This window comes from Pseudomonas sp. NPDC088429 (assembly GCF_044753305.1).
GTDB lineage: Bacteria > Pseudomonadota > Gammaproteobacteria > Pseudomonadales > Pseudomonadaceae > Aquipseudomonas > Aquipseudomonas rustica.
The window spans coordinates 76,766-96,379 of sequence record NZ_JBIVMX010000015.1 but is presented as its reverse complement, the minus strand read 5'-3'; the positions used below and the strand labels follow the sequence as shown (position 1 = coordinate 96,379).

Sequence of the window (19,614 nt, the reverse complement as noted above, 5' to 3'; positions counted from 1 at the left end):
GGGCTTTTTTATTCCCAGACAGCCCCTTCATTCATGATGCGCCGCAGTAACCGTGGCGCGTTTGCCACGTTTATTGCCCATCTTCGAAGGATCCTCGGCCATCAGCGCCATCGATATGTTCGGTGGCGTCGCCGAACCGAATCCGGCGGCGAATAACTGCATCGAGAGTGCACTCGGCGCTGCGCTGGACTGTGCGGCTGTTTCGCCAATCTGATGGTTAAAACCGGTGAAAGCGGCCATCTCCGGTAACTTGCTCAACAGTGATGAGGTGTTGCTGGCAACCGGCACACTCGTTGGCAACATGTGCTGGGGGCTGCGTTGGCGGCTCTGCATCTGTGCTTGCGCATCGTAGACTTCGAGCACGCGCCCGCCGGTTTCCAGCACACTGCCCACGGCGCCGATCAACGGATGCTTGGCGTAAGACAAGGTCTTGCCAATGACCTGTGCGCCCTGAGCAATCCTTTCTCTGGTTTCGGATGAAACCTGTGGCAGACCTCGAGACGATTCCTGCATTCGCAATGCCGCACTGCCTGAGGCCTGAGTGGGCAATGAAACCAATCCATCCTGATCGCGATAGAACAGCGGATTGTTGCGCATCGCCCGGTATCGATTTGGCCCGTCGACCTCTTCGCCGGGATCGGGACTGACCCAGCGTTGCAGCCACGCGGCGTAGTAACGGAAGCCAAAATAATGCAGGCCGGTGGCATCCTCCTCCTTGCCTGAGTAACCGAGGCTTTTGTCGCTGACATCGCCGTCCTGCCACGCCGTTGCACCGAAGGCATAAAACATTTCGCGGCTGATGATTTGCCCATCGCCATCCAGTTCAAGACCGATGGAACCGACGTGATCGGTGCAGCCATAGCGGTAGCGATCCGGTCCGCCGTCACGATGCAAAACGCGCACGCTGTTGAGTCCGATCGCCACGCTGATCACCTGCAAATGCTCGTTGTTACCGCTGTGGCTGCGCAGTTCCAGCCCGGGCAGATAGCGCGTCTCGGCAATCACTGCGCGTGCAGGGGTCTGTCGTTCAGTGATTTTGCGCACGCGCAAACCGGCGCCGTCATACAGGTAAGACTCGCGATCATCGAGCCCACTCTCGCGGGTAATGGGCGTGACGCGACTGAGCTGATTGCGCAGGTTCCACTGCAGATTTCGCCCGGGCTCCAGCGCCAGCAAGTTGCCGTTGCTATCAAACGCGGCAGCGATGTCCGCCTCCGTGGGGGCCGTACCGTTGCGCCAGGACAGGCAACGATTGCTGTAGCGAGCGGCGCTGAGTTGATGACCCTGAGCTTGTCCGCCGACATGGCTCAATTGCAGGAGATTACCGCTGGCGTCGTAACGGAAGGTCTGCCGATAGTTGCCGATCGCTGCGGGATCCGCCTGGCCGCTCGCGCCGGGGCCCCGCTGAGTAACGAGCGACTCCCAGCCAGTGGCTTCGATTAACTGGTAAAGACTGTCGTAGCGAAAATGCCTGATTGGCTCGATGCGCTGGTTGGCGAAATAGCGCACGGGGAGTGCCTTGTCTTCAATGCTCAGTACATTGCCCATCGGGTCGTACTGATAAAGCCAATGCTGCAACACCACGCCAACAGTGCTCTTGGTCAGACGTTCGAGCAGTCGACCGTCCTGTGGCCGATAAAGCAACGTCGTGCTGACACCGTTGCCCGCCATTTCATATACAACCTGGCCTTCAGCGTTGTAGCGGATATCGCTGACCAACAGGTGCGCGCTGGATTGATGCTTCAATTGCAAAGCAGCGCCACGCAAACGGCCATCCACGGCCATCTCGAACGTTTGTCGATGACCCTTGGCATCAATGAGTTCGCGCAGCGTCCCCTGTGGCGTAAAGCGCCATTGCGTGGTCGCACCAGGCCCCGGTTCGAGCAATCGCAGACAATCATCCAGCAAAGGTGGCCAGTTCGGCGCAACAGAATCCTGGGTGAAGTGGCGGGTGTTTTCAGTGCTTTGGCCGCTGATCGCGAACTGTGTGAACAGCACGCAACCAGCGGGATCGAAGTGCTGGATCAGCTCGCCGAACTGATTGCATTGCGCATCGCCCTCCCCCGGCCGGCCGTACTCCAAGCGCTCGACACAGCGTCGGGGCTCGGCCACGGCCTCTTCGAACTTCGCCGTCGGGCGCAGACGCTGATCGTATTCATTCTCGTGCCGCGTGCCACGACTGTCCCAAGCGGACAACACTTGATTGCCCAGACCACGCAACTTGATATGCACACCGGCATCGGTGCTGTCCGAACGCAGCACTTCGCCATTCAATGCATGCACCGAAGTGAGGTTGGCCGGCGTCAACGGATCCGTTGCTTGCAGCGCCCACAGTCGCGGATCCCATTGTTTGACGGCATGCCCGGCGACGTCGAGGGCCGTACGGTGGATACGCGTTTCAGCAGGCCGGTTTTCATCGTCGCGCCAGTAATCCACGTTGCGAATCTGCAGTCCGCGTGGATCATTCACCTCAAGCATCGATGTATGACTGTGGATGCCCATGGGTTTCGACCACGTCCTTGGTGCGTGCGGTTATCACAGCAGGCAAAGTGCCGCGTGCCTACTGTCAGAAATTACAGTCCCGACCAACGGCGCAATCGACTGTTCTACGAATATCCATTGCGCCGGCCCTTCGGTAGGATGGTGCTCACGAACTCAAGGAGCGCTCCCCCATGTTCATCGGCATTTTGCTGGTCATCACCTGGCTGATCCTGTTGCTGCGCTATCCGGCCAAAGCCTTGCCGGTGTCAGTGGCAGCCGCTATCGGCCTCGGTCTGGTAGCGATGTGGGTGGTGTGGCTGGACAACCGCGAGATCAAGCAACTGGCGCGCCTCGAGTTGCGCATCAGCTACGCGCCGGAGCAATGCCCGGCCGATCGTCCGCTGCAACTGAAGATGAACAACGGCAACAGCGTGCCGCTGACCGAACTGCGCTGGCGCATCGCAGCCTACGCGCCGGGCGACACGGTCAATCTGGCCGACAACCAATACACCGCGCCGCGCTACCGTGGCCCCGGCGAATTGCAGGCCGGTTCGACATGGGAAGACTGTTTGCCATTGCCGCCACTGCGTCCCGGTTATCGCCCGCAAACTCTGGAGTTCCGCGCCGAGCATTTGCAGGGTAGTTTCTCCGACTGATCCCCCTTCCCAACTTTTTTGCACAAGGAATGCGCCATGCCCGTTGCGTTGATTACCGGTTGTTCCAGCGGCATCGGCCGCGCGCTTGCCGATGCGTTTAAAACGGCGGGCTACGAAGTCTGGGCCAGTGCGCGCAAGGCTGACGATGTCGCAGCATTGAGTGCGGCCGGTTTTACCGCCGTGCAACTGGATGTCAACGACGGCGCGGCGCTGGCGCAACTCGGCGAGCGAATCAGTCAGGAGCATGGCGGCCTCGACGTGCTGATCAACAACGCCGGTTATGGCGCGATGGGGCCGTTGCTCGACGGTGGTGTGTCGGCGATGCAACGGCAGTTCGAAACCAATGTGTTTTCCATAGTCGGCGTTACCCGCGCGTTGTTTCCGGTGCTGCGGCGGGGCAAGGGACTGGTGGTGAATATCGGCAGCGTGTCAGGGCTTTTGGTCACGCCGTTTGCCGGTGCTTACTGCGCCTCGAAAGCGGCGGTGCACGCATTGACCGATGCCTTGCGCATGGAACTGGCGCCGTTCGGCATTCGTGTGATGGAAGTGCAGCCGGGGGCGATTCAGTCGAGCTTCGCCAAGAATGCCGGGCATGAGGCCGAGCAATTGATCAATGAACAATCGCCGTGGTTTCCGTTACGTGAAGGCATTCGCGCGCGGGCCAAGGCTTCACAGGATAAGCCGACGCCGGCTGCTGAGTTTGCCGCTGATTTACTCAAGGCCGTGCGGCAGAGCAACCCGCCGCGCTTGATCCGCATTGGTAATGGCAGCCGGGCGTTGCCGCTGTTGGCGGCGTTGTTGCCGAAGGGGTTGCTGGAGTCGGTGTTGATGAAGCGGTTCGGGTTGGGTGGGGATCTGTAGGAGCTGCGGCACGCTGCGATCTGTTGATTTTGATGTTGATTTGAAGATAAAAAGATCGCAGCCTCGTTTCACTCGACAGCTCCTACAGGGAGTCGTTAGTTCCAGGTTTTCATGAAATCAATAAACGCCCGCACCTTCAGCGGCAAATGCCGGGTGTCCGGATACAGCGCGTACACCCCTTGCTGGGCAAAGCGGTAATCCGCCAACAACCGTTGTAACCGTCCCGCTTCCAAATCCTCCTGAATCAACCATTGCGGCAAAATCGCCACACCCTGCCCGGTCAACGCAAAGGCCCTGAGCGTCGCTGAGTTGTCCGCAACAATCGCAGTGGTTCCCGGTTTCGGCTGGTAGAAATGTTCAGCACCGTGCGGATCAGTCACCGTCATCTCCGGCACCCGCCCGTGCCCCAATGTCGGCATCGACTCCAGCACCGCCAGCGTATCAACCGGCGCAAAACGCTCGACCAACCCCGGCGCCGCCACCGCAAACACTTCGAATGTCGACAACTGCACCGCACGCAAATTGGAGTCGTGCATACGCCCCAGACGAATCGCCATGTCGAACCGTTCGGAGATCAGATCGGCATGGGTCGAAGACGTCGACAGGTGAATATTCAACTGCGGTTGCTGCTGACGAAACACCTCAAGCGCCGGCACCACCTGGGCCAATGCAAACTCCACCGTGGTGGTGATGCGCAACGTACCCTTGAGCTGTGAATGCTCCGAACGGGCTTCCTCGATCGCCAATCGTGCTTCGTCCAACGTACGCAAACAGCGTCGATAAAAACGCTCGCCGGCGTCGGTCAGCGCCAGTTGCCGGGTATTACGGGTGAGCAAGGTAACGCCCAATTCTTCCTCCAGCCGCTTGAGGTTGAAGCTCACCACCGCGCGCGTCTGGCCCAGCGTGTCGGCGGCAGCGGTCAACGAACCGGCCTCAACCACCGCTTTGAATGTGTCGAAACGGTCGAGACTGACCATGCTCATTGCGCTCCTTGTCAAAATAATTTTGACAAACTAGCAGCCAAACCAGCGTTTTCCTATCACCAGAAGCGCCCTACCCTGCACGTCTCATCACAGGGAAGCTGCCATGGCTTATCGCTCGAAAGTCGCGCTGGTGTATCTGTTGGGGTTCGCCCTCGACTTGCTGAACATGTTCGTCGCCAGCATTGCCTACCCCGACATCGCCCAACAATTGCACGCCTCGGTGACGCAACTGGCGTGGATCACCAACGCCTACATGCTCGGGCTGACGCTGATCATTCCGCTGAGCGTGTGGCTAGCGGCACGGATCGGCGAACGACGGCTGATTCTCGCCTCGCTGCTGTTGTTCGGGATTGGCTCGGTGCTGGTGGCGCAAGCGGCATCGATCGAAAGCTTGATTGGCTGGCGCCTGCTGCAAGGGCTCGGTGGCGGGTTGTTGCTGCCGGTCGGTCAGGCGTTGGCGTATCGACAGTTTCCGCCATCGCAGCGCGCGCATTTCACCGGCGTGGTGTTGCTGGTGGCGCTGATGGTGCCGGCACTGTCGCCGGCGGCGGGCGGATTGATTGTTCAGGCGTTGTCGTGGCGGTGGATTTTCTACCTCAATTTGCCGGTGGCGCTGCTCGCTATTGGCCTTGGACTGTTCTGGCTGAAAGCCGATCAGCCGTCGAGTGAACGCCCGACGCTGGATGCGCGCGGCTTGCTATTGGCGGCGACGGCACTGAGTTTATTGTTGATCGCCGTCAGCATGCTGAGCGAAACAGACACGCGCATCCTCGGTCTCTTTGTCCTCGTGCTCAGCGTCCTGACCCTGTGCATTTATCTGCGAGACGGCTGGCGTAAACCCAACGCCATTCTCGACCTGCAACTGATCAAGAATCCGTCGCTGCGCCTGGCGATGCTGATCTACCTGTGCGTGCCCGGCGTGTTCACCGGCACCCACATGATCGCCGTGTTGTATCTGCACAACCTCGGCTTAGGCGCAGCGCAAATCGGGGCGTTGATGCTGCCATGGGCAGTGGGTTCGGGCGTGGCGATCATGCTCGGCAAACGCAGTTTCAATCGCCTGGGGCCGAAGCCGCTGTTGAGCGCTGGCATGCTCCTGCAATGCCTCGGTATCGTCTTGCTGATGCGCATCGAACAACCCGCCAGCACGCCGCTGATCATCGCCTACGGCCTTATGGGCCTGGGCGGCAGCCTGTGCAGCGTCACTGCGCAGACCTTGGCATTCGTCGGCATCACGCCAGAAAAAATGGGCCATTCCAGTGCGCTGTGGAATATCAATCGCCAGCTCGGTTTCTGCCTCGGCGCGGCGTTGCTCAGCTCCTTGTTGGGGGCTTTGGGTGGTGAGGGTTTTCGCTACTGCTTCCTCGCTGCCGCGTTGTTGACGATGCTGCCGATGGTCAGTGTTTTGCGGTTCGATTCGACGGCAGTGCTCGCGCTGCTGACTCAAACTCCCCTCAAGGAAAAATCCATATGACCGACTACAGCGAATACTTTGATGAAGTGATTCAGGCACACGAAGCCATCGAACGATGGTTTGCCGTGGAGGGAGACGACGCTGAACTGGAGCGACTGCTAGCGCGGTTTTCGCCTGAGTTCTCCATGATTTCGCCGCTGGGCCGGATGCTGAATTTCGCGGCGTTGAACGCTCTGTTTCGGATGGCTGGAGGTAAGAAGCGCGGGTTCAAAATCGAGCTCAGCGAACTGCGTGCCATTGCGTTGCATGAACACGGGGCCACGGTGAGTTACCGTGAACTGCAGACGGATGCGAGCGGATTGAATACGGATCGACGCTCGACAGTGGTGTTTGAGAAAAACAAATCCGGGCGAGTGATCTGGCGGCATTTGCAGGAGACTTTTTGCCACGGCTGATATTGCCGGCGCTCGCTAAATCCTGTTTTTGCAGCGATGTCTACTGTCAGGTCTGACAGTAGACAGCCCGACCCACGCAGCGCAAATTCCAGTCATCGGCAGGGATGCCACCGGGTTCATCCTCGCTACGAGGTTATGCAACGGCCTCCCGGTTTATTTCAGAGAAAGGATCCTAGCCATGAGCCGCTCACTTTCCAACAACCTGCCAGGCAGTCGCGATGAAACCTGGGGGCCCGAAAAAAATGGATATCTGTCGCTTGCGCACGTATTCAAAGAACACCCTTATTCGACGAATACGCTGTTCGGTGCCTTATTGCTGGGCAATGGCGACTTGATCATTGCGACAGATGACGAGGAGGAGGGAAACGGACAGTTCCTGATTACGAAGGTGAACTCCGTCGGTGAGCTCGATCGACGCTTTGGAAAAGACGGCTTCATCCTGGATCGTTTCGCGCCGGGTAGCTTAGCGTTCAGTGGTGAGATGGCTCAGGGCAAGGATGGTCGAATCTACATGTTTGGCGCATCAGGATTCTCATTAACCCAACCTGACCCTGAAATCGCGATCCTGTGCTTCGATGAGGCAGGTAACCGAGTCAACGAATTCGGGATCGATGGCCAAATAATCGTGGAGAACCTGATCGATGAGCGCGTTTTCTATGGAGAGCGGCGCTTTATCCGGGTGTTGGAGGATGGCAGTCTGCTGATTGGCACGAATGGCGCTACCGGCGCTGCCAGAATCGAAACCGCTTACCTGATGAAGTTTGATGCCAGAGGTAATCCTGTGACCTCATTCGGCGTCAGCGGAATCGTCGACATCAAGCTTCCCAGAGCGCAAGCAACCACCTACCTCACGGACGGGTGCATTCTGGACGATGGTCGAATTCTTGTTGCCGGTTACTCGCGACCCGATGGCAGTACGAAATCCGGATTACTGGCCATGCTTAACCCAAACGGTTCGCTCAACCTGATGTTTGGGGATAGCGCGACACCGGGTATCCGATTGTTCACCAAGCAGCGCTTCGACATCGAACTCAATGCGGTCACCGAACGCGCGTTGGGTAAATACTTGGCGGCAGGCAGTGTCAAAGCCCCCGCGCTGCAGAACACTCAGGGTCTGGTGGTAGGTTTCGACAAGCTTGGGAAAAATGATCCGGACTTTAACAATGGGAGTCTTCTCGAGAGTTCACTGAGGCCCGGTTTTCCTACCAATTGGCAGAACATCCTCGCGCAAGGCCAACACATCTATGTCGCCGGCGGTGAATCAGGGCATTACCTCTTGCTGATTGGGCTTGATGGCAAGCCTGATCCGTCGTTTGGCGATGCCGGGATCGTCGAAGAAAGCCAGAATGCATTTGTCACCACGCTGCTGCTCGCCTATTCAACAAATCGGTTACTTTATGCAAGTAACTCTATCGGACTGGGCATCAGATTAGGCAGCCTCTACCGTTACTACCGGGCCTGATCGACCACCACGGTACAGGTAATCCCCGCCGCCAACAGAACCCCCTCCGGCACCTCATCAATGTGAATCCGCACCGGCACTCGCTGCGCCAACCGCACCCAGTTAAACGTCGGATTCACATCGGCGATCAGCTCGCGGCTTTCCGGGTTGTCGCGGTCGTAGATGCCGCGCGAAATACTTTCCACGTGGCCCTTGAGTACTTCGCCGCTCATCAATTGCATATCGGCTTTATCACCGACGCGAACGTGCGGCAGTTTGGTCTCTTCGAAGAAGCCGTAAACCCAGAACGAGTTCATGTCGACCACGGCCATTTTCGCTTCGCCGATACGGGCGTAATCACCGCGATGCACGTTGAGGTTGGTCACGTAACCGTCGACCGCCGCACGCACTTCGGTGCGTTTGAGGTTGAGTTCAGCAGCTTCCAGTTGCGCCTGCGCGTGTTGGTAATCGGCGAGCGCGGCGTCGGCGATGTTGCTGGCGTCGTCGCGGTTTTCCTTGGAGATCACCAGGTTGTCGAGGTCGGCGCGGCGATGGGCGTTGACCTTGCGCATCTCCCACGTCGACTTGCGCGAAGCGACCAGCGACTGCGCTTGTTTGACGGCGATGCGGTAGTGCTCGGGGTCGATCTGCATGAGCAAATCGCCCTTCTTCACCAGTTGGTTGTCACGCACCGGCACGTCGATCACTTCGCCGGTGACGTCGGCGGCGACGTTGATGATGTCGGCACGCACGCGGCCGTCGCGGGTCCACGGCGTGTTCATGTAGTGCTCCCACAACGTGCGGCCGATCCACAGCGCCAGGGCCAGCACCAGCAGGGTCGCGAGCAGGCTGAAAAACTTTTTCATCGGGACGTTCTCAACGGTAGACAGTCAGCGCCATGGCGCCGAACAGACAGGTAAACAGACTCAGACGCAGCAGCGCCGGGTGCCAGAAAAAACGGTACAGGTCGAACCCGGACAGGAACCGATCCACCGCCCAGGCCAATGCCGCAGCGACGAAAAACATCAGGGTCATGGTCGGCATGTACACGCCGTGGAAGGCGATTTCACGAGGCATGGGCAAGTCCTTCGGGCTTGGCGATGGCGTAGGCAGCGAGCGGTGATTGCGGGTCGAGCAACGAGGTGCGGATGAAGTGCAGATAGCTCTTCACCCGGCGCAATGCGGAGGTGTCGAAGTGCGGCGCGAACGGCTCATCGGTGGCTGCGACACGGCTGATTGCATGGTCGACCGCGACCAGTGCGCGTTCAAGATTGCTGGTGTTCGGTTGCAGAAACAGTCGCACCAGCGCGCGGCCCATCACGCGGATCGCCTGCCGCCACGGCTGCGATTCGGCATAGGCCGGGTGCACCGGCAAAATCGCCTGTTCCTTGCGTAACTCGATGATCGCGTGGCCGACTTCGAGCACCACGAACATCCAGCGCAGCAGGTTCTTTTGCACCTTCGGCTCACCAGCGGCGAGACCGTAGGCCTGATGCAGCAAATCGCGGGTACGACTCTCGAAGCTCGAGGCCAGACCTTTGAGTTTGCCGCTGATTGCGTAAACCACTTGGCCGCGCAGATCCTGCTCCAGACGTTTCCACAGCCAGCGACTGTTCGGCGGCAGAATAATCGCCCCCGCAGCGGCACAGACCAGCATGCCCATGACCATGGCGATGTAGTCGTTGATGAAGGTATACGGGTTGTAAATGGTCAGGTTGTCCGGCACCGAACCAGTACTGAAGAAGATCAGCAGACCGAGGCCGACACCGGCGTATTGCGGCCGCGATGTGAGAAACGAACCGAGCACGATCACCGGCGCGAGCATCACGCACAGCAATGGAAAACCGTCGATCCACGGGAAGATGAAAAACATCTCGACGAAGCCGATCAGGGCACCGAGGAAGGTGCCGCAGGCCATCTGGAACGCCATGCGTTTCGGGTTAGGTGTGGCAGCTGAAAGGCCCACGGTGGCGGCGGCGATCAGGGTCATCGTCGCGCCGCTTGGCCACGCGGTGGCGACCCAGTAGCTGCCGAGCACCACCAGAATGAACGAGGCGCGAATGCCCGAAGCCGCTGCCGCCCACCAGTTGGTTTGCGGGGTGAACGGCTCGTCCCAGCGCTCGCGTTCGTGGCGGTGATCGGCCAAGGAAGCGTGGGTCTGTGCATAACTGTGCAGGTCGTCGACGAAGCGATAAAGCAGCTCGTACGCGGTGTGGAAATCCAGTTGTTCGGCTTCGCTCGGATCTGTGTCCTGAAAGACCCCGCGCAGGGTTCGCACACGTACCGGCAACCCTTCTTTGTAGGTCGCCAGCGCAGTTGCCAAACGAGCGGCATCGGGGCTGGTCAGGGCGCGGCCGCTGAAGCCGTCGAGCACTTCGGCGAGATCCTGCAGGCCCGGTCTGATCGCCGCGACGACGTGCTCTTCGCCGTTGACGCGCAGGCGTTCGAGCAACTGATGCAAGGCGTTAAAGCGTGTGGTGATGCCCATGAATTCGCTGTTCAAACGGCTCAGGCGACCGTTGCGTCGGCGCATGTGCGGGTCTTCGAAAACCGTCACGCTGCGCAAGCCTTCAAGGCCCACCGCTTCGGCGATAAAGCGCACGTTGCTCGCTTCGAAAGACTCGGCTTTGCTGCGCCCGCGCAGGCCATCGGTGACGAACAATGCGAACACGCCGAAGCGCTGATACAAGGCGTTGCGCATGGCGGCGCTGGCGGTTTGCGGCAGGATCGCGGCGCTGATCACGGTCGCGCAAAGGATGCCCAGCGAGATTTCCAGCACTCGCCATACGGCGGCCATGAACGCGCCGTCCGGATGAGCCAGCGCGGGCAAACCGACCATCGCGGCGGTGTAACCGGCAAGGACAAAACCGTAGGCGCGGAAGTTGCGGCAACGCGCGGCGCCGGCCGAACAGATGCCGACCCAGATCGCCAATGAGCCGAGAAACAGTTCAGTGTTTTGCGCGAACAAGGCGATCAGCGTGACCATCATCGCCGACCCGGCCAATGTGCCGAGGAAGCGATAGAAACTCTTGGCGAACACCTGGCCGCTCTGCGGCTGCATGACGATGAACACGGTGATCATTGCGGTGCGCGGTTGCGGCAGTTCCAGGCGCATGGCCAGCCACAGCGTCAGGAATGCGGCGAGCAACACCTTGAAGATGTAGACCCAGGTCACGCCATCGCTGCGCGCCCAGTCGAAAAATCCACGGCGCCATTCCAGGGAGTAGAGCCAGCGCAGCGGTGCGGGCAAGGGAGTCATTAAATTCTGCTCAATGATCGAGAATTGAAGAATTTGTTACAGCGTACACAGCCCCTGTGGCGAGGGGATTTATCCCCGTTGGGTTGCGAAGCGGCCCCAAAACCTACGACCCGATTCCCACAGTCACACCGCGTGCACTGGCTTTGCGACGGCTGCGCCGCCGAACGGGGATAAATCCCCTCGCCACAGGGTTTGGGGTCAACTCCAAAGGAGGAAATTTCCAGCTGAGATTTTGGGTTCACCGCAGCAGTGCCGGGGTTTTCGGGGCCTGGGTTTTTTCGGCCGTCGGTACGTCGTTGCCGGCGCCAAGACCACCACCCAACGCAGTCACCAATTCGGCATGCGCACTCAGACGCGCCGCCTGCACCTGCTGCTGCACGTGCTGCTGCTTGAACAGCAACGTCTGCGCATTGAGCACGTTGAGGTAATCGGTAAGCCCACGCTGATAAGCAATCATCGCGATGTCGTAAGTCTTCTGCGCCGTGGCCACCGACTCGGCGGCAAAGCCTTGCTGCTTGTCCATCGATTCGCGGCGGATCAACTGGTCGGAAATGTTCTTCAACGCATTCACCAACGTCTGGTTGTAATGCGCCACGGCGATGTCGTAACCGGCGGAGGCTTCACCGAGTTCGGCACGCAAACGCCCACCGTCAAAGATCGGCAACGAGATCGCCGGGCCGACGTTGTAGTTGAGTTTCTTGCCGGTCAAAAACTCCAGCGCGCCGCCACCCGTGGCCATGTAACCGAGGCTGCCGACCAGATCGACATTGGGATAAAACCCGGCATGCGCCACATCGATTCCACGCGCCTGCGCCGCCACTTGCCAGCGACTGGCGACTACATCCGGCCGCTGACCGAGCAATTCGGCCGGCAACGCCGACGGCAATTTCAACTCAGCGCCAAGGGACAAAGTCGGGCGCTGCAACTGCGCACCCTCCCCCGGCCCTTTACCCGCCAGCGCGGCAAGTTGATTACGACTGAGGGCGATCTCTTCATCCAGCGCATCGATTTGCCGATGGGTTTCCGGCAACGGTGTTTCGGCCTGACTGACTTCGAAATGCGTGCCGATCCCGCCGTTCAAACGCTTCTGCGCCAGATCGAGAATCTGTTGTTGCTGCTTGAGCGTCGCCGCGACGATGTCGCGCTGGGCGTAATGCAGCGACAGTTCGATGTAGGCGCGGACGATGTTGTTCTGCAATTCCAGCTGCGCCAGTCGCGCTTCGGCCGCGCTCATGTGCGCCAGATCCACCGCGCGCTCGCTGCTATTGCTTTCGCGGCCCCAGAGGTCGAGGGCGTAGCTGAAACCCAGCGCAGCGTTGTTATCCCAGGTCGTGGTGTTGGCCAGATCGCCGGGGCCGTAGAACTGATCGGTCGGCCAGTTGTGGCGTTTGAACGTCGACTCGCCATTGATCTGCAACGACTCGGCCGCCTCAGCAACACCGGCCATGGCTTTCGCCTGGCGCACTCGCGCAGCGGCCATGGCCATGCTCGGGCTGCCTTGCACGGCGAGGTCGATCCAGCGATTGAGTTGCGGGTCGCCGTAGGCTTGCCACCATTGCGCGGTGGGCCAGTTGGCGTCACGGGCAGCGTGGGCGATGGCGTCGTCGGTGACCAGTGAATTGGCCTCCAACGCCTTGCCCTGCGGGACAATTCCGTCAGTTGAGATGCAGCCGCTGAGACCCAGGGTAAAAGCCAGAACACTGAGCGGCAAAAGCGCTCTGTTGATGCGACGCGGCACAGCTGCGAATTCCTGAGAGAGGGGATCGATACTTCTTCTGTAGGAGCTGCCGCAGGCTGCGATCTTTTGATCTTGATTCCCTTAAACCAAAATCAAAAGATCGCAGCCTGCGGCAGCTCCTACAGGGATCGGCGCAATTCTATGGAAGGCCCTGTGCGGCGATAAGCTGGGATTTCTGTGAATCTTTGTTACGGTTAACGAGATAATCCCTTGGTCGGGGGTCTCGCCCCTGAAACTTCGTGTCACAATTTGCCATCTCCCTTGAGAGCACCCCATGGACACTTTGCAAAACATGCGCGCCTTCAGTTGCGTCGCCGAAGCCGGCAGCTTCACCGCCGCCGCCGTGCAACTCGACACCACCACCGCCAACGTCTCGCGCGCGGTCTCCAACCTGGAAGCCCACCTGCAAACCCGCTTGCTCAACCGCACCACCCGCCGCATCGCCCTGACCGAAGCGGGCAAGCGCTACCTGCTGCGCTGCGAACAGATCCTCGCCTACGTCGAAGAGGCCGAAGCCGAAGCCAGCGACGCCCACGCGCGCCCGGCCGGGCAATTAAAAGTGCACACCATGACCGGCATCGGTCAGCACTTCGTCATCGACGCGATCGCCCGCTACCGCAAGACCCACCCGGACGTGACCTTCGACCTGACCTTGGCCAACCGCGTGCCGGACTTGCTCGACGAGGGCTACGACGTATCGATCGTGCTCGCCAGCGAACTGCCGGATTCCGGTTTTGTCTCGCAGCGACTGGGCATCACCTACAGCATCGTCTGCGCCTCCCCGGCCTACGTGAAAGCCAACGGTGCCGCGCAAAAACCCAGCGACCTGCTCAACCACGCCTGCCTGCGCCTGGTCAGCCCGGTGATCCCCTTGGAAAAATGGGCGTTCGACGGCCCGGAAGGTCAGGAAGTGGTCACCATCAACAGCTCACCGTTTCTGGTGAACTCCGCCGACGCGATGAAAACCGCGATCATCAGCGGCATGGGCCTGGGTGTGCTGCCGGTGTATGCGGCGATTGAAGGCTTGCGCAACGGCACGCTGGTGCGGGTGATGCCGAACTACCGCTCGCAGGAATTGAACCTGTATGCGATCTACCCGTCGCGGCAATATCTGGATGCGAAGATCAAAACGTGGGTCGAATACCTGCGCGGCTCCCTGCCAGAAATCCTCGCCGCGCACCAAGCCGAACTGGCCGCCTACGAACTCAGCGGCACCCTCGCCGGCGCCCGAGTCGCCAACTGACCTTTAAACACACCACGCCCCTGTAGGAGCTGCCGCAGGCTGCGATCTTTTGATCTTGCCGTTTAAAAATCAAAAGATCGCAGCCTACGGCAGCTCCTACAGAACGGGAATTTCGCGGATGTTTCCGACAGGTCGCGTCGGTTGTCCGTCGGAAGCGAGGTGGATAGGCTTTGGGTGTCGCTGACGAATCAGCGACCGGGCTTGGTCGCTCGGGTTTAGAATGGCGCACTTATCAAGCTTGCTTAATGGCGAGCCGTGCGTGGGAGAGCTTCGGCTCTGCCGGGTTTCCATTCCCTGGTCGACCAACCCGCGTACGGTTCGCCACCCTATTGCTTGGTCGCAGTGCTTGGCGAACTCCACTTCCCGAATGGAGCTTCACCATGATCAAACCAACACCGAATCCCCCCGAACTCGAAGACACCACCCCCTACGAATTCCCCGGTTCAAAAAGATTCCACGAAGCCGCCGAACGCGCCCTCGACCACTACCTAAAACCCAACGCACTCACCCTGCGCTTCCATAAACCCAGCACCATGTTCCAGGTCGCCCCCGATCAAGACAACGAAAGCCTGCTGGTACACGCCTGCGAATCCCTGGCCCAAGCCAGCCTCATGACCAGCGACATCGCCGCCTACATCGAACTCCCGCAGCGAAGAACGATTCTGGCGATCCAGCAAATCATCATGCTCGCCGAACTGGCCGTGAATCGCGCGCTGGATAACCACGAAATATCCCAACCCCCAACCCACAACTGATTCCCCCGTGGGAGCGGGCCTGCTCGCGAAGACGTCAGCACACTCAATATTTACGGCGTCTGACACACCGCTATCGCGAGCAGGCTCGCTCCTACAGTTGGATTGAGTACATCTGGCAGGAATTGGTCGGCTGTCAGGCCGCCATCGCGAGCAAGCTCTGCTCCTACGAAAAGCACAAGCAAGATCAAAGGATCGCAGCCTGCGGCAGCTCCTACACAGGATGAGCGCAAGCTCGACAAAGCTTTTGATCTTGATCCACGAGCGACGTCGGAAGGCTGAGTGGAGGGATTGATCCGGGGGTGGGAGCGCAGCGACCGTTTGGCGCAGCCAAACACAGCGAGAGGAGGTGCAGCGAAGCAAACCGTAGGCGCTGCCCCCGGATCAATCCCGCAGCGAAGGAACCCCGAGCCCCAGCGAGCGGGCCGAACGCAGGAGCAAAGCCTTTTCGGTTACCTTTTCGGCGTTTGGAAAAGGTGACTCGCCGTAAGGGCGAAACCTTAATCCGCCATCACCTAAAAAACGGATATACACCCAAACCCCCAAGAACATGGTCGGCCCAAAGGCCGCCAAGCCCCCCGAGACAATCAAAGCGAGAAAATGTTAGCTTGCTTGCAATCAAGCCCGTCGAGCCCTCAGCAATGAAAAAGACTGTCCTGGCCTTCAGCCGCATCACCCCGCCAATGATCGAACGCCTGCAACAAGAGTTCGACGTCATCGTCCCCAACCCAAAAACCGGCGACATCAACGCCCAATTCAACGAAGCCCTGCCCCACGCCCACGGCCTCATCGGCGTCGGCCGCAAACTCGGCCAGGCCCAACTCGAAACCGCGACCAAACTCGAAGTCGTCTCCAGCGTCTCCGTCGGCTACGACAACTACGACCTCGACTACTTCAACCAACGCGGCATCATGCTCACCAACACCCCCGACGTCCTCACCGAAAGCACCGCCGACCTCGCCTTCGCACTGATCATGAGCAGCGCCCGCCGCGTCGCCGAACTCGACGCCTGGACCAAGGCCGGCCAATGGCAAGCCAGCGTCGGCGCCCCGCTGTTCGGCTCTGACGTGCACGGCAAAACCCTCGGCATCGTCGGCATGGGCAACATCGGCGCCGCCATCGCCCGCCGTGGCCACCTCGGCTTCAACATGCCGATCATCTACAGCGGCAACAGCCGCAAGACCGAACTCGAACAACAACTCGGCGCCCAATTTCGCAGCCTCGACCAACTGCTGGCCGAAGCCGACTTCGTCTGCCTGGTCGTGCCACTCAGCGACAAAACCCGCCACCTCATCAGCCACCGCGAACTGGCCCTGATGAAACCAAGCGCCATCCTCGTCAACATCTCCCGTGGCCCGGTGGTCGACGAACCCGCGCTGATCGAAGCCCTGCAAAACAACCGCATTCGCGGCGCCGGTCTGGACGTCTACGAAAAAGAACCGCTGGCCGAATCGCCACTGTTCCAGCTGAAAAACGCCGTGACCCTGCCGCACATTGGCTCCGCAACCAACGAAACCCGCGAAGCCATGGCCAACCGTGCCCTCGCCAACCTGCGCAGCGCCCTGCTCGGCGAACGCCCGCAGGATCTGGTCAACCCACAAGTCTGGCGCGGATAAAAAAACGGGCAAGTGCAAACTTGCACTTGCCCGCCACAACTTGACTACACAACTTGAAATTCAACAACAGCCCTATTCACACTCCCGCGTTATAAGCTCTCGGCATTATCGAATGAACGATAAGACGCTATGGAGAGCGAAGACCTTGAACAACCTGAGCACCGAAAAACTTATCCGCTACAGCAAAGTCATCTTGATGGCCTACATCAGTTTTTTTGGCGTACTGGTGATCATTCATAACTTTTTCGACTACAACTCAAACTACGAATACGTTGCTCACATCCTGAGCATGGACACTACCGCCAACGAAAACATCAAGTATCGGTCGATCGATTCGCCTTACCTGCACCACCGGATCTTCTGGCTCATCATTACGCTGGAAGTCACCTATACCGTGCTATGCCTGATGGGTACCTATCACCTGTATCGAAAAGTGAATGACTCGGCGGAAGAATTCCATGAAGCCAAGAAGTTTTCGATCATGGGCATTCTGGTTGCCATCTTTATCTATTACGTGTGCCTGCAAACCGTCGGCGTGGAATGGTTTGACATGGACACTTCAACAGAATGGAACGCCAAAGACTGGGCTCGGCACATTGTTGACTTCATCTTCCCGGTAATGATTTACATCACCTTGAAAGTCGAGCGCTGATCAACAGCGCTCTTTCATATCAAGCTAACTTACCGTGCGGCGGAACCAAGACTGTTTTCGGTTTACGAAACACCAACACGTTACCCAACATCACCAACACCAGCCCGACCAGCGCCGGCGCCGTCCACTGGTAACCTTCGGCAAACGCCGAAACGTTAAGCGCGACCACCGGGAACAGCACCGTGCAATACGCCGCGCGCTCCGGGCCCATGCGGCCGACCAGCGTCAGGTATGCGGTGAAACCGATCACTGAACCGGGAATAACAAGGTAGAGCAGCGCGCCGACGTAACGCGGCGACCAGTCCATGTCGAACGGAATGCCTTTGACCAGGCACCACACCGACAGCATCGCCGCGCCATACGCCATGCCCCAGGCATTGGTGGTCAGCGGCTTGAGGCCCGCCTTCTGCTGCAGGCTCGACAGCATGTTGCCCGCCGAAAAACACAAGGTGCCGCACAACGCCAAACCGAGTCCAAGCAAGGTTTGCGGACTGGCCTGATGCCCGGCCAGTTCGGGCCAGAACAACATGCCCAGACCGAACAGCCCCAGCGCCCCGCCCATCAATACATTGCGCGCGATTCGTTGCCCAAAGAACACCCGCGCATTCAACGCATTCCACAAAGTTGCGGTGGAAAACACCACCGCCACCAGACCGCTGGGGATCCACTGGCTCGCCGTCAGAAAACACATGAAGTTCACACAAAACAGGCACAAGCCCTGCGCCACACAAATCAAATGACCGCGACGGTTCATCGGTTGCAACCGACGGCTGAGCAGCAACAACACAAACAGCACCAGCGCCGCGAGGCCAAATCGATAAACAATCGACACCGGAATCGCCACCACCCCCAACTGCCATTTCAAGGCAATCCAGGTGGTGCCCCAGATCAGCACGGTCAGCAAATACAACGACAGGTTCATGGCGCTTACTCCTCAATAGGCCTTGAGTGTCTGCCGAGGCTTGCCTTCGGCGCTTGCAGATTCTTGCGCTTTTGTCCGGCAGTGGGCTGGCAGCGCGAAGCCTACGGAGTAGGATGCAAGGCGTTGGAGAGAACCGATCATGGCCGCAATCGATAACCTGCAAGTCTTTCAAGCCCTCAACCGCTCGCCGAACGCACGCCTTGTGCACAGCGCCGAGCTCGGTGACGGCTTGTCTGCAGCTTTGTGGACCAACCACCACGACGCGCAGGAATACGAAGCGCCGAGCCATCACACGCTGTCCTGCTACATCGCTGGCGGCACCGGCACTTTCCGTCGCGGCCAGCCGGGGCAAAAAGGCGGGCCGGACAAGCTGTGCATCCTGCCCGCCGATCACGAATCGGGCTGGGTGATCAACGGTGATATTCGTTTGGCGCACCTGTATTTCAGCGCTGAACAATTCGCCCTCGGTTGCGTCACGCTGCTTGATCGTGAGCCGCGTGAGATGCAATTGCGCGAGCAGACTTTTCTTGAAGATCCGCAACAAGCGCAGCGCTTTCGGCAACTGCTGACGTTGAACTGGGACGAGCCTGCCGAGCGCTTGCTGACCAGCAGCATTGCTCACGAATTGATCAGCCACACTTTGCTCAGCCAGGTTGGCGCGCGTCAGGGTTTGCGTTTGAAGGGTGGGCTGGCACCGCATCAGCGTCGGCAATTGGTGGAGTTCATCGACAGCCAGTTGGCCGAGCCGATCAGCCTTGGGCAGTTGGCCGGATTATGTGCATTGTCGGAATATCATTTTGCGCGGATGTTTCGGATGAGCTTTGGCTTGCCGCCGCATCAGTACGTGCTGGCGCGACGCCTGGATCGGGCGCGGGAATTGTTACGGGGCACGGCGTTGCCATTGGGGGAGATTGCTTTGGCTTGCGGGTTTGCCAGTGCGAGCCACTTTACCAATCGATTCAAGCAGGTATTGGGCGGGACGCCGGGGGAGTATCGGCAGGCGTTTTTGCGTTGAGGCCTGGTTCCCCTCACCCCAGCCCTCCCGAAACGTCGGACCGCCCAGAGGGAGAGGGAGCCGATTGGGGGATGCTCAAGCATTACACCGACTTGAAAGTACTTTTCTGAATCCATAATCAATTCG

General features: G+C 59.3%; 17 protein-coding genes. 10 read left to right on the top strand and 7 right to left on the bottom strand.

From position 1 onward, the window contains the following. Positions 1–27 precede the first annotated feature (27 nt). Positions 28–2,502 carry an RHS repeat domain-containing protein gene (locus tag ACIP66_RS11120; RefSeq protein ID WP_400647950.1) on the bottom strand — a complete coding sequence of 825 codons (2,475 nt, stop codon included), beginning with the start codon at positions 2,500–2,502 and terminating at the stop codon, positions 28–30. A 170-nt stretch (positions 2,503–2,672) separates the two neighbouring features. On the opposite strand from ACIP66_RS11120, the gene ACIP66_RS11115 reads away from it, so the two are divergent. Both ACIP66_RS11115 and ACIP66_RS11110 read left to right on the top strand, forming a co-directional pair. Beyond that, positions 2,673–3,137: a hypothetical protein gene (locus ACIP66_RS11115; protein WP_053117285.1), complete on the top strand. Its 465-nt coding sequence runs from the start codon at positions 2,673–2,675 to the stop codon at positions 3,135–3,137. Positions 3,138–3,173: 36 nt separating this feature from the next. After that, positions 3,174–3,998, top strand: a complete 825-nt coding sequence (locus tag ACIP66_RS11110) for an SDR family oxidoreductase (protein ID WP_400647947.1) — start codon at positions 3,174–3,176, stop codon at positions 3,996–3,998. Between the two features lie 95 nt (positions 3,999–4,093). Here ACIP66_RS11110 and ACIP66_RS11105 read toward each other — a convergent pair whose 3' ends face one another. Next, on the bottom strand, positions 4,094–4,975 hold the full coding sequence (locus tag ACIP66_RS11105; RefSeq protein ID WP_400647962.1) for a LysR substrate-binding domain-containing protein: 882 nt from the start codon (positions 4,973–4,975) through the stop codon (positions 4,094–4,096). A 109-nt stretch (positions 4,976–5,084) separates the two neighbouring features. Here ACIP66_RS11105 and ACIP66_RS11100 point away from each other — a divergent pair, with 109 nt between their 5' ends. The 3 genes from ACIP66_RS11100 to ACIP66_RS11090 all read left to right on the top strand — a co-directional run bounded on the left by ACIP66_RS11100 (position 5,085) and on the right by ACIP66_RS11090 (position 8,312). Beyond that, complete coding sequence (locus tag ACIP66_RS11100; RefSeq protein WP_400647944.1) at positions 5,085–6,455, top strand: MFS transporter; 1,371 nt, start codon at positions 5,085–5,087, stop codon at positions 6,453–6,455. Continuing rightward, a complete protein-coding gene (locus ACIP66_RS11095) occupies positions 6,452–6,850 on the top strand; it encodes a DUF4440 domain-containing protein (RefSeq protein ID WP_400647941.1) in 399 nt (132 codons plus the stop codon). The genes ACIP66_RS11100 and ACIP66_RS11095 overlap by 4 nt, the downstream gene beginning before the upstream one ends. A gap of 178 nt (positions 6,851–7,028) precedes the next feature. Continuing rightward, positions 7,029–8,312 carry a hypothetical protein gene (locus ACIP66_RS11090; protein WP_400647938.1) on the top strand — a complete coding sequence of 428 codons (1,284 nt, stop codon included), beginning with the start codon at positions 7,029–7,031 and terminating at the stop codon, positions 8,310–8,312. Here the strand turns inward: ACIP66_RS11090 and ACIP66_RS11085 are convergent. The 4 genes from ACIP66_RS11085 to ACIP66_RS11070 form a co-directional block, all read right to left on the bottom strand. Further along, a complete protein-coding gene (locus ACIP66_RS11085; protein ID WP_400647935.1) occupies positions 8,300–9,157 on the bottom strand; it encodes an efflux RND transporter periplasmic adaptor subunit in 858 nt (285 codons plus the stop codon). The two genes, ACIP66_RS11090 and ACIP66_RS11085, sit on opposite strands and share 13 nt — an antisense overlap. 10 nt (positions 9,158–9,167) lie before the next feature. Continuing rightward, positions 9,168–9,368 (bottom strand): DUF1656 domain-containing protein, encoded by a 201-nt coding sequence (locus ACIP66_RS11080; protein ID WP_102356389.1) that lies wholly within the window; start codon positions 9,366–9,368, stop codon positions 9,168–9,170. After that, positions 9,358–11,550, bottom strand: a complete 2,193-nt coding sequence (locus ACIP66_RS11075) for an FUSC family protein (RefSeq protein WP_400647931.1) — start codon at positions 11,548–11,550, stop codon at positions 9,358–9,360. The genes ACIP66_RS11080 and ACIP66_RS11075 overlap by 11 nt, the downstream gene beginning before the upstream one ends. A 238-nt stretch (positions 11,551–11,788) precedes the next feature. Beyond that, positions 11,789–13,288, bottom strand: a complete 1,500-nt coding sequence (locus ACIP66_RS11070) for an efflux transporter outer membrane subunit (RefSeq protein WP_400647929.1) — start codon at positions 13,286–13,288, stop codon at positions 11,789–11,791. 274 nt (positions 13,289–13,562) lie between these two features. On the opposite strand from ACIP66_RS11070, the gene ACIP66_RS11065 reads away from it, so the two are divergent. The 4 genes from ACIP66_RS11065 (at position 13,563) to ACIP66_RS11050 (ending at position 17,551) form a co-directional block, all read left to right on the top strand. Further along, on the top strand, positions 13,563–14,531 hold the full coding sequence (locus ACIP66_RS11065; protein WP_008088899.1) for a LysR family transcriptional regulator: 969 nt from the start codon (positions 13,563–13,565) through the stop codon (positions 14,529–14,531). 380 nt (positions 14,532–14,911) lie between these two features. After that, positions 14,912–15,286: a DUF6124 family protein gene (locus ACIP66_RS11060; protein WP_400647927.1), complete on the top strand. Its 375-nt coding sequence runs from the start codon at positions 14,912–14,914 to the stop codon at positions 15,284–15,286. A 638-nt stretch (positions 15,287–15,924) separates the two neighbouring features. Next, positions 15,925–16,899 (top strand): D-glycerate dehydrogenase, encoded by a 975-nt coding sequence (locus tag ACIP66_RS11055; protein ID WP_053117267.1) that lies wholly within the window; start codon positions 15,925–15,927, stop codon positions 16,897–16,899. Positions 16,900–17,044: 145 nt separating this feature from the next. After that, the gene (locus tag ACIP66_RS11050) at positions 17,045–17,551 is read left to right on the top strand and encodes a DUF2165 domain-containing protein (RefSeq protein ID WP_053117265.1); all 507 of its coding nucleotides are present in this window, start codon (positions 17,045–17,047) and stop codon (positions 17,549–17,551) included. Between the two features lie 19 nt (positions 17,552–17,570). Here the strand turns inward: ACIP66_RS11050 and ACIP66_RS11045 are convergent, their stop codons facing one another. Continuing rightward, entirely contained in the window at positions 17,571–18,473 is a 903-nt protein-coding gene (locus ACIP66_RS11045; protein WP_159812200.1) for a DMT family transporter, read from the bottom strand. A 139-nt stretch (positions 18,474–18,612) separates the two neighbouring features. Between ACIP66_RS11045 and ACIP66_RS11040 the strand changes: the two genes are divergently transcribed. Then, complete coding sequence (locus ACIP66_RS11040; protein WP_282358642.1) at positions 18,613–19,488, top strand: AraC family transcriptional regulator; 876 nt, start codon at positions 18,613–18,615, stop codon at positions 19,486–19,488. Positions 19,489–19,614: the final 126 nt, after the last annotated feature.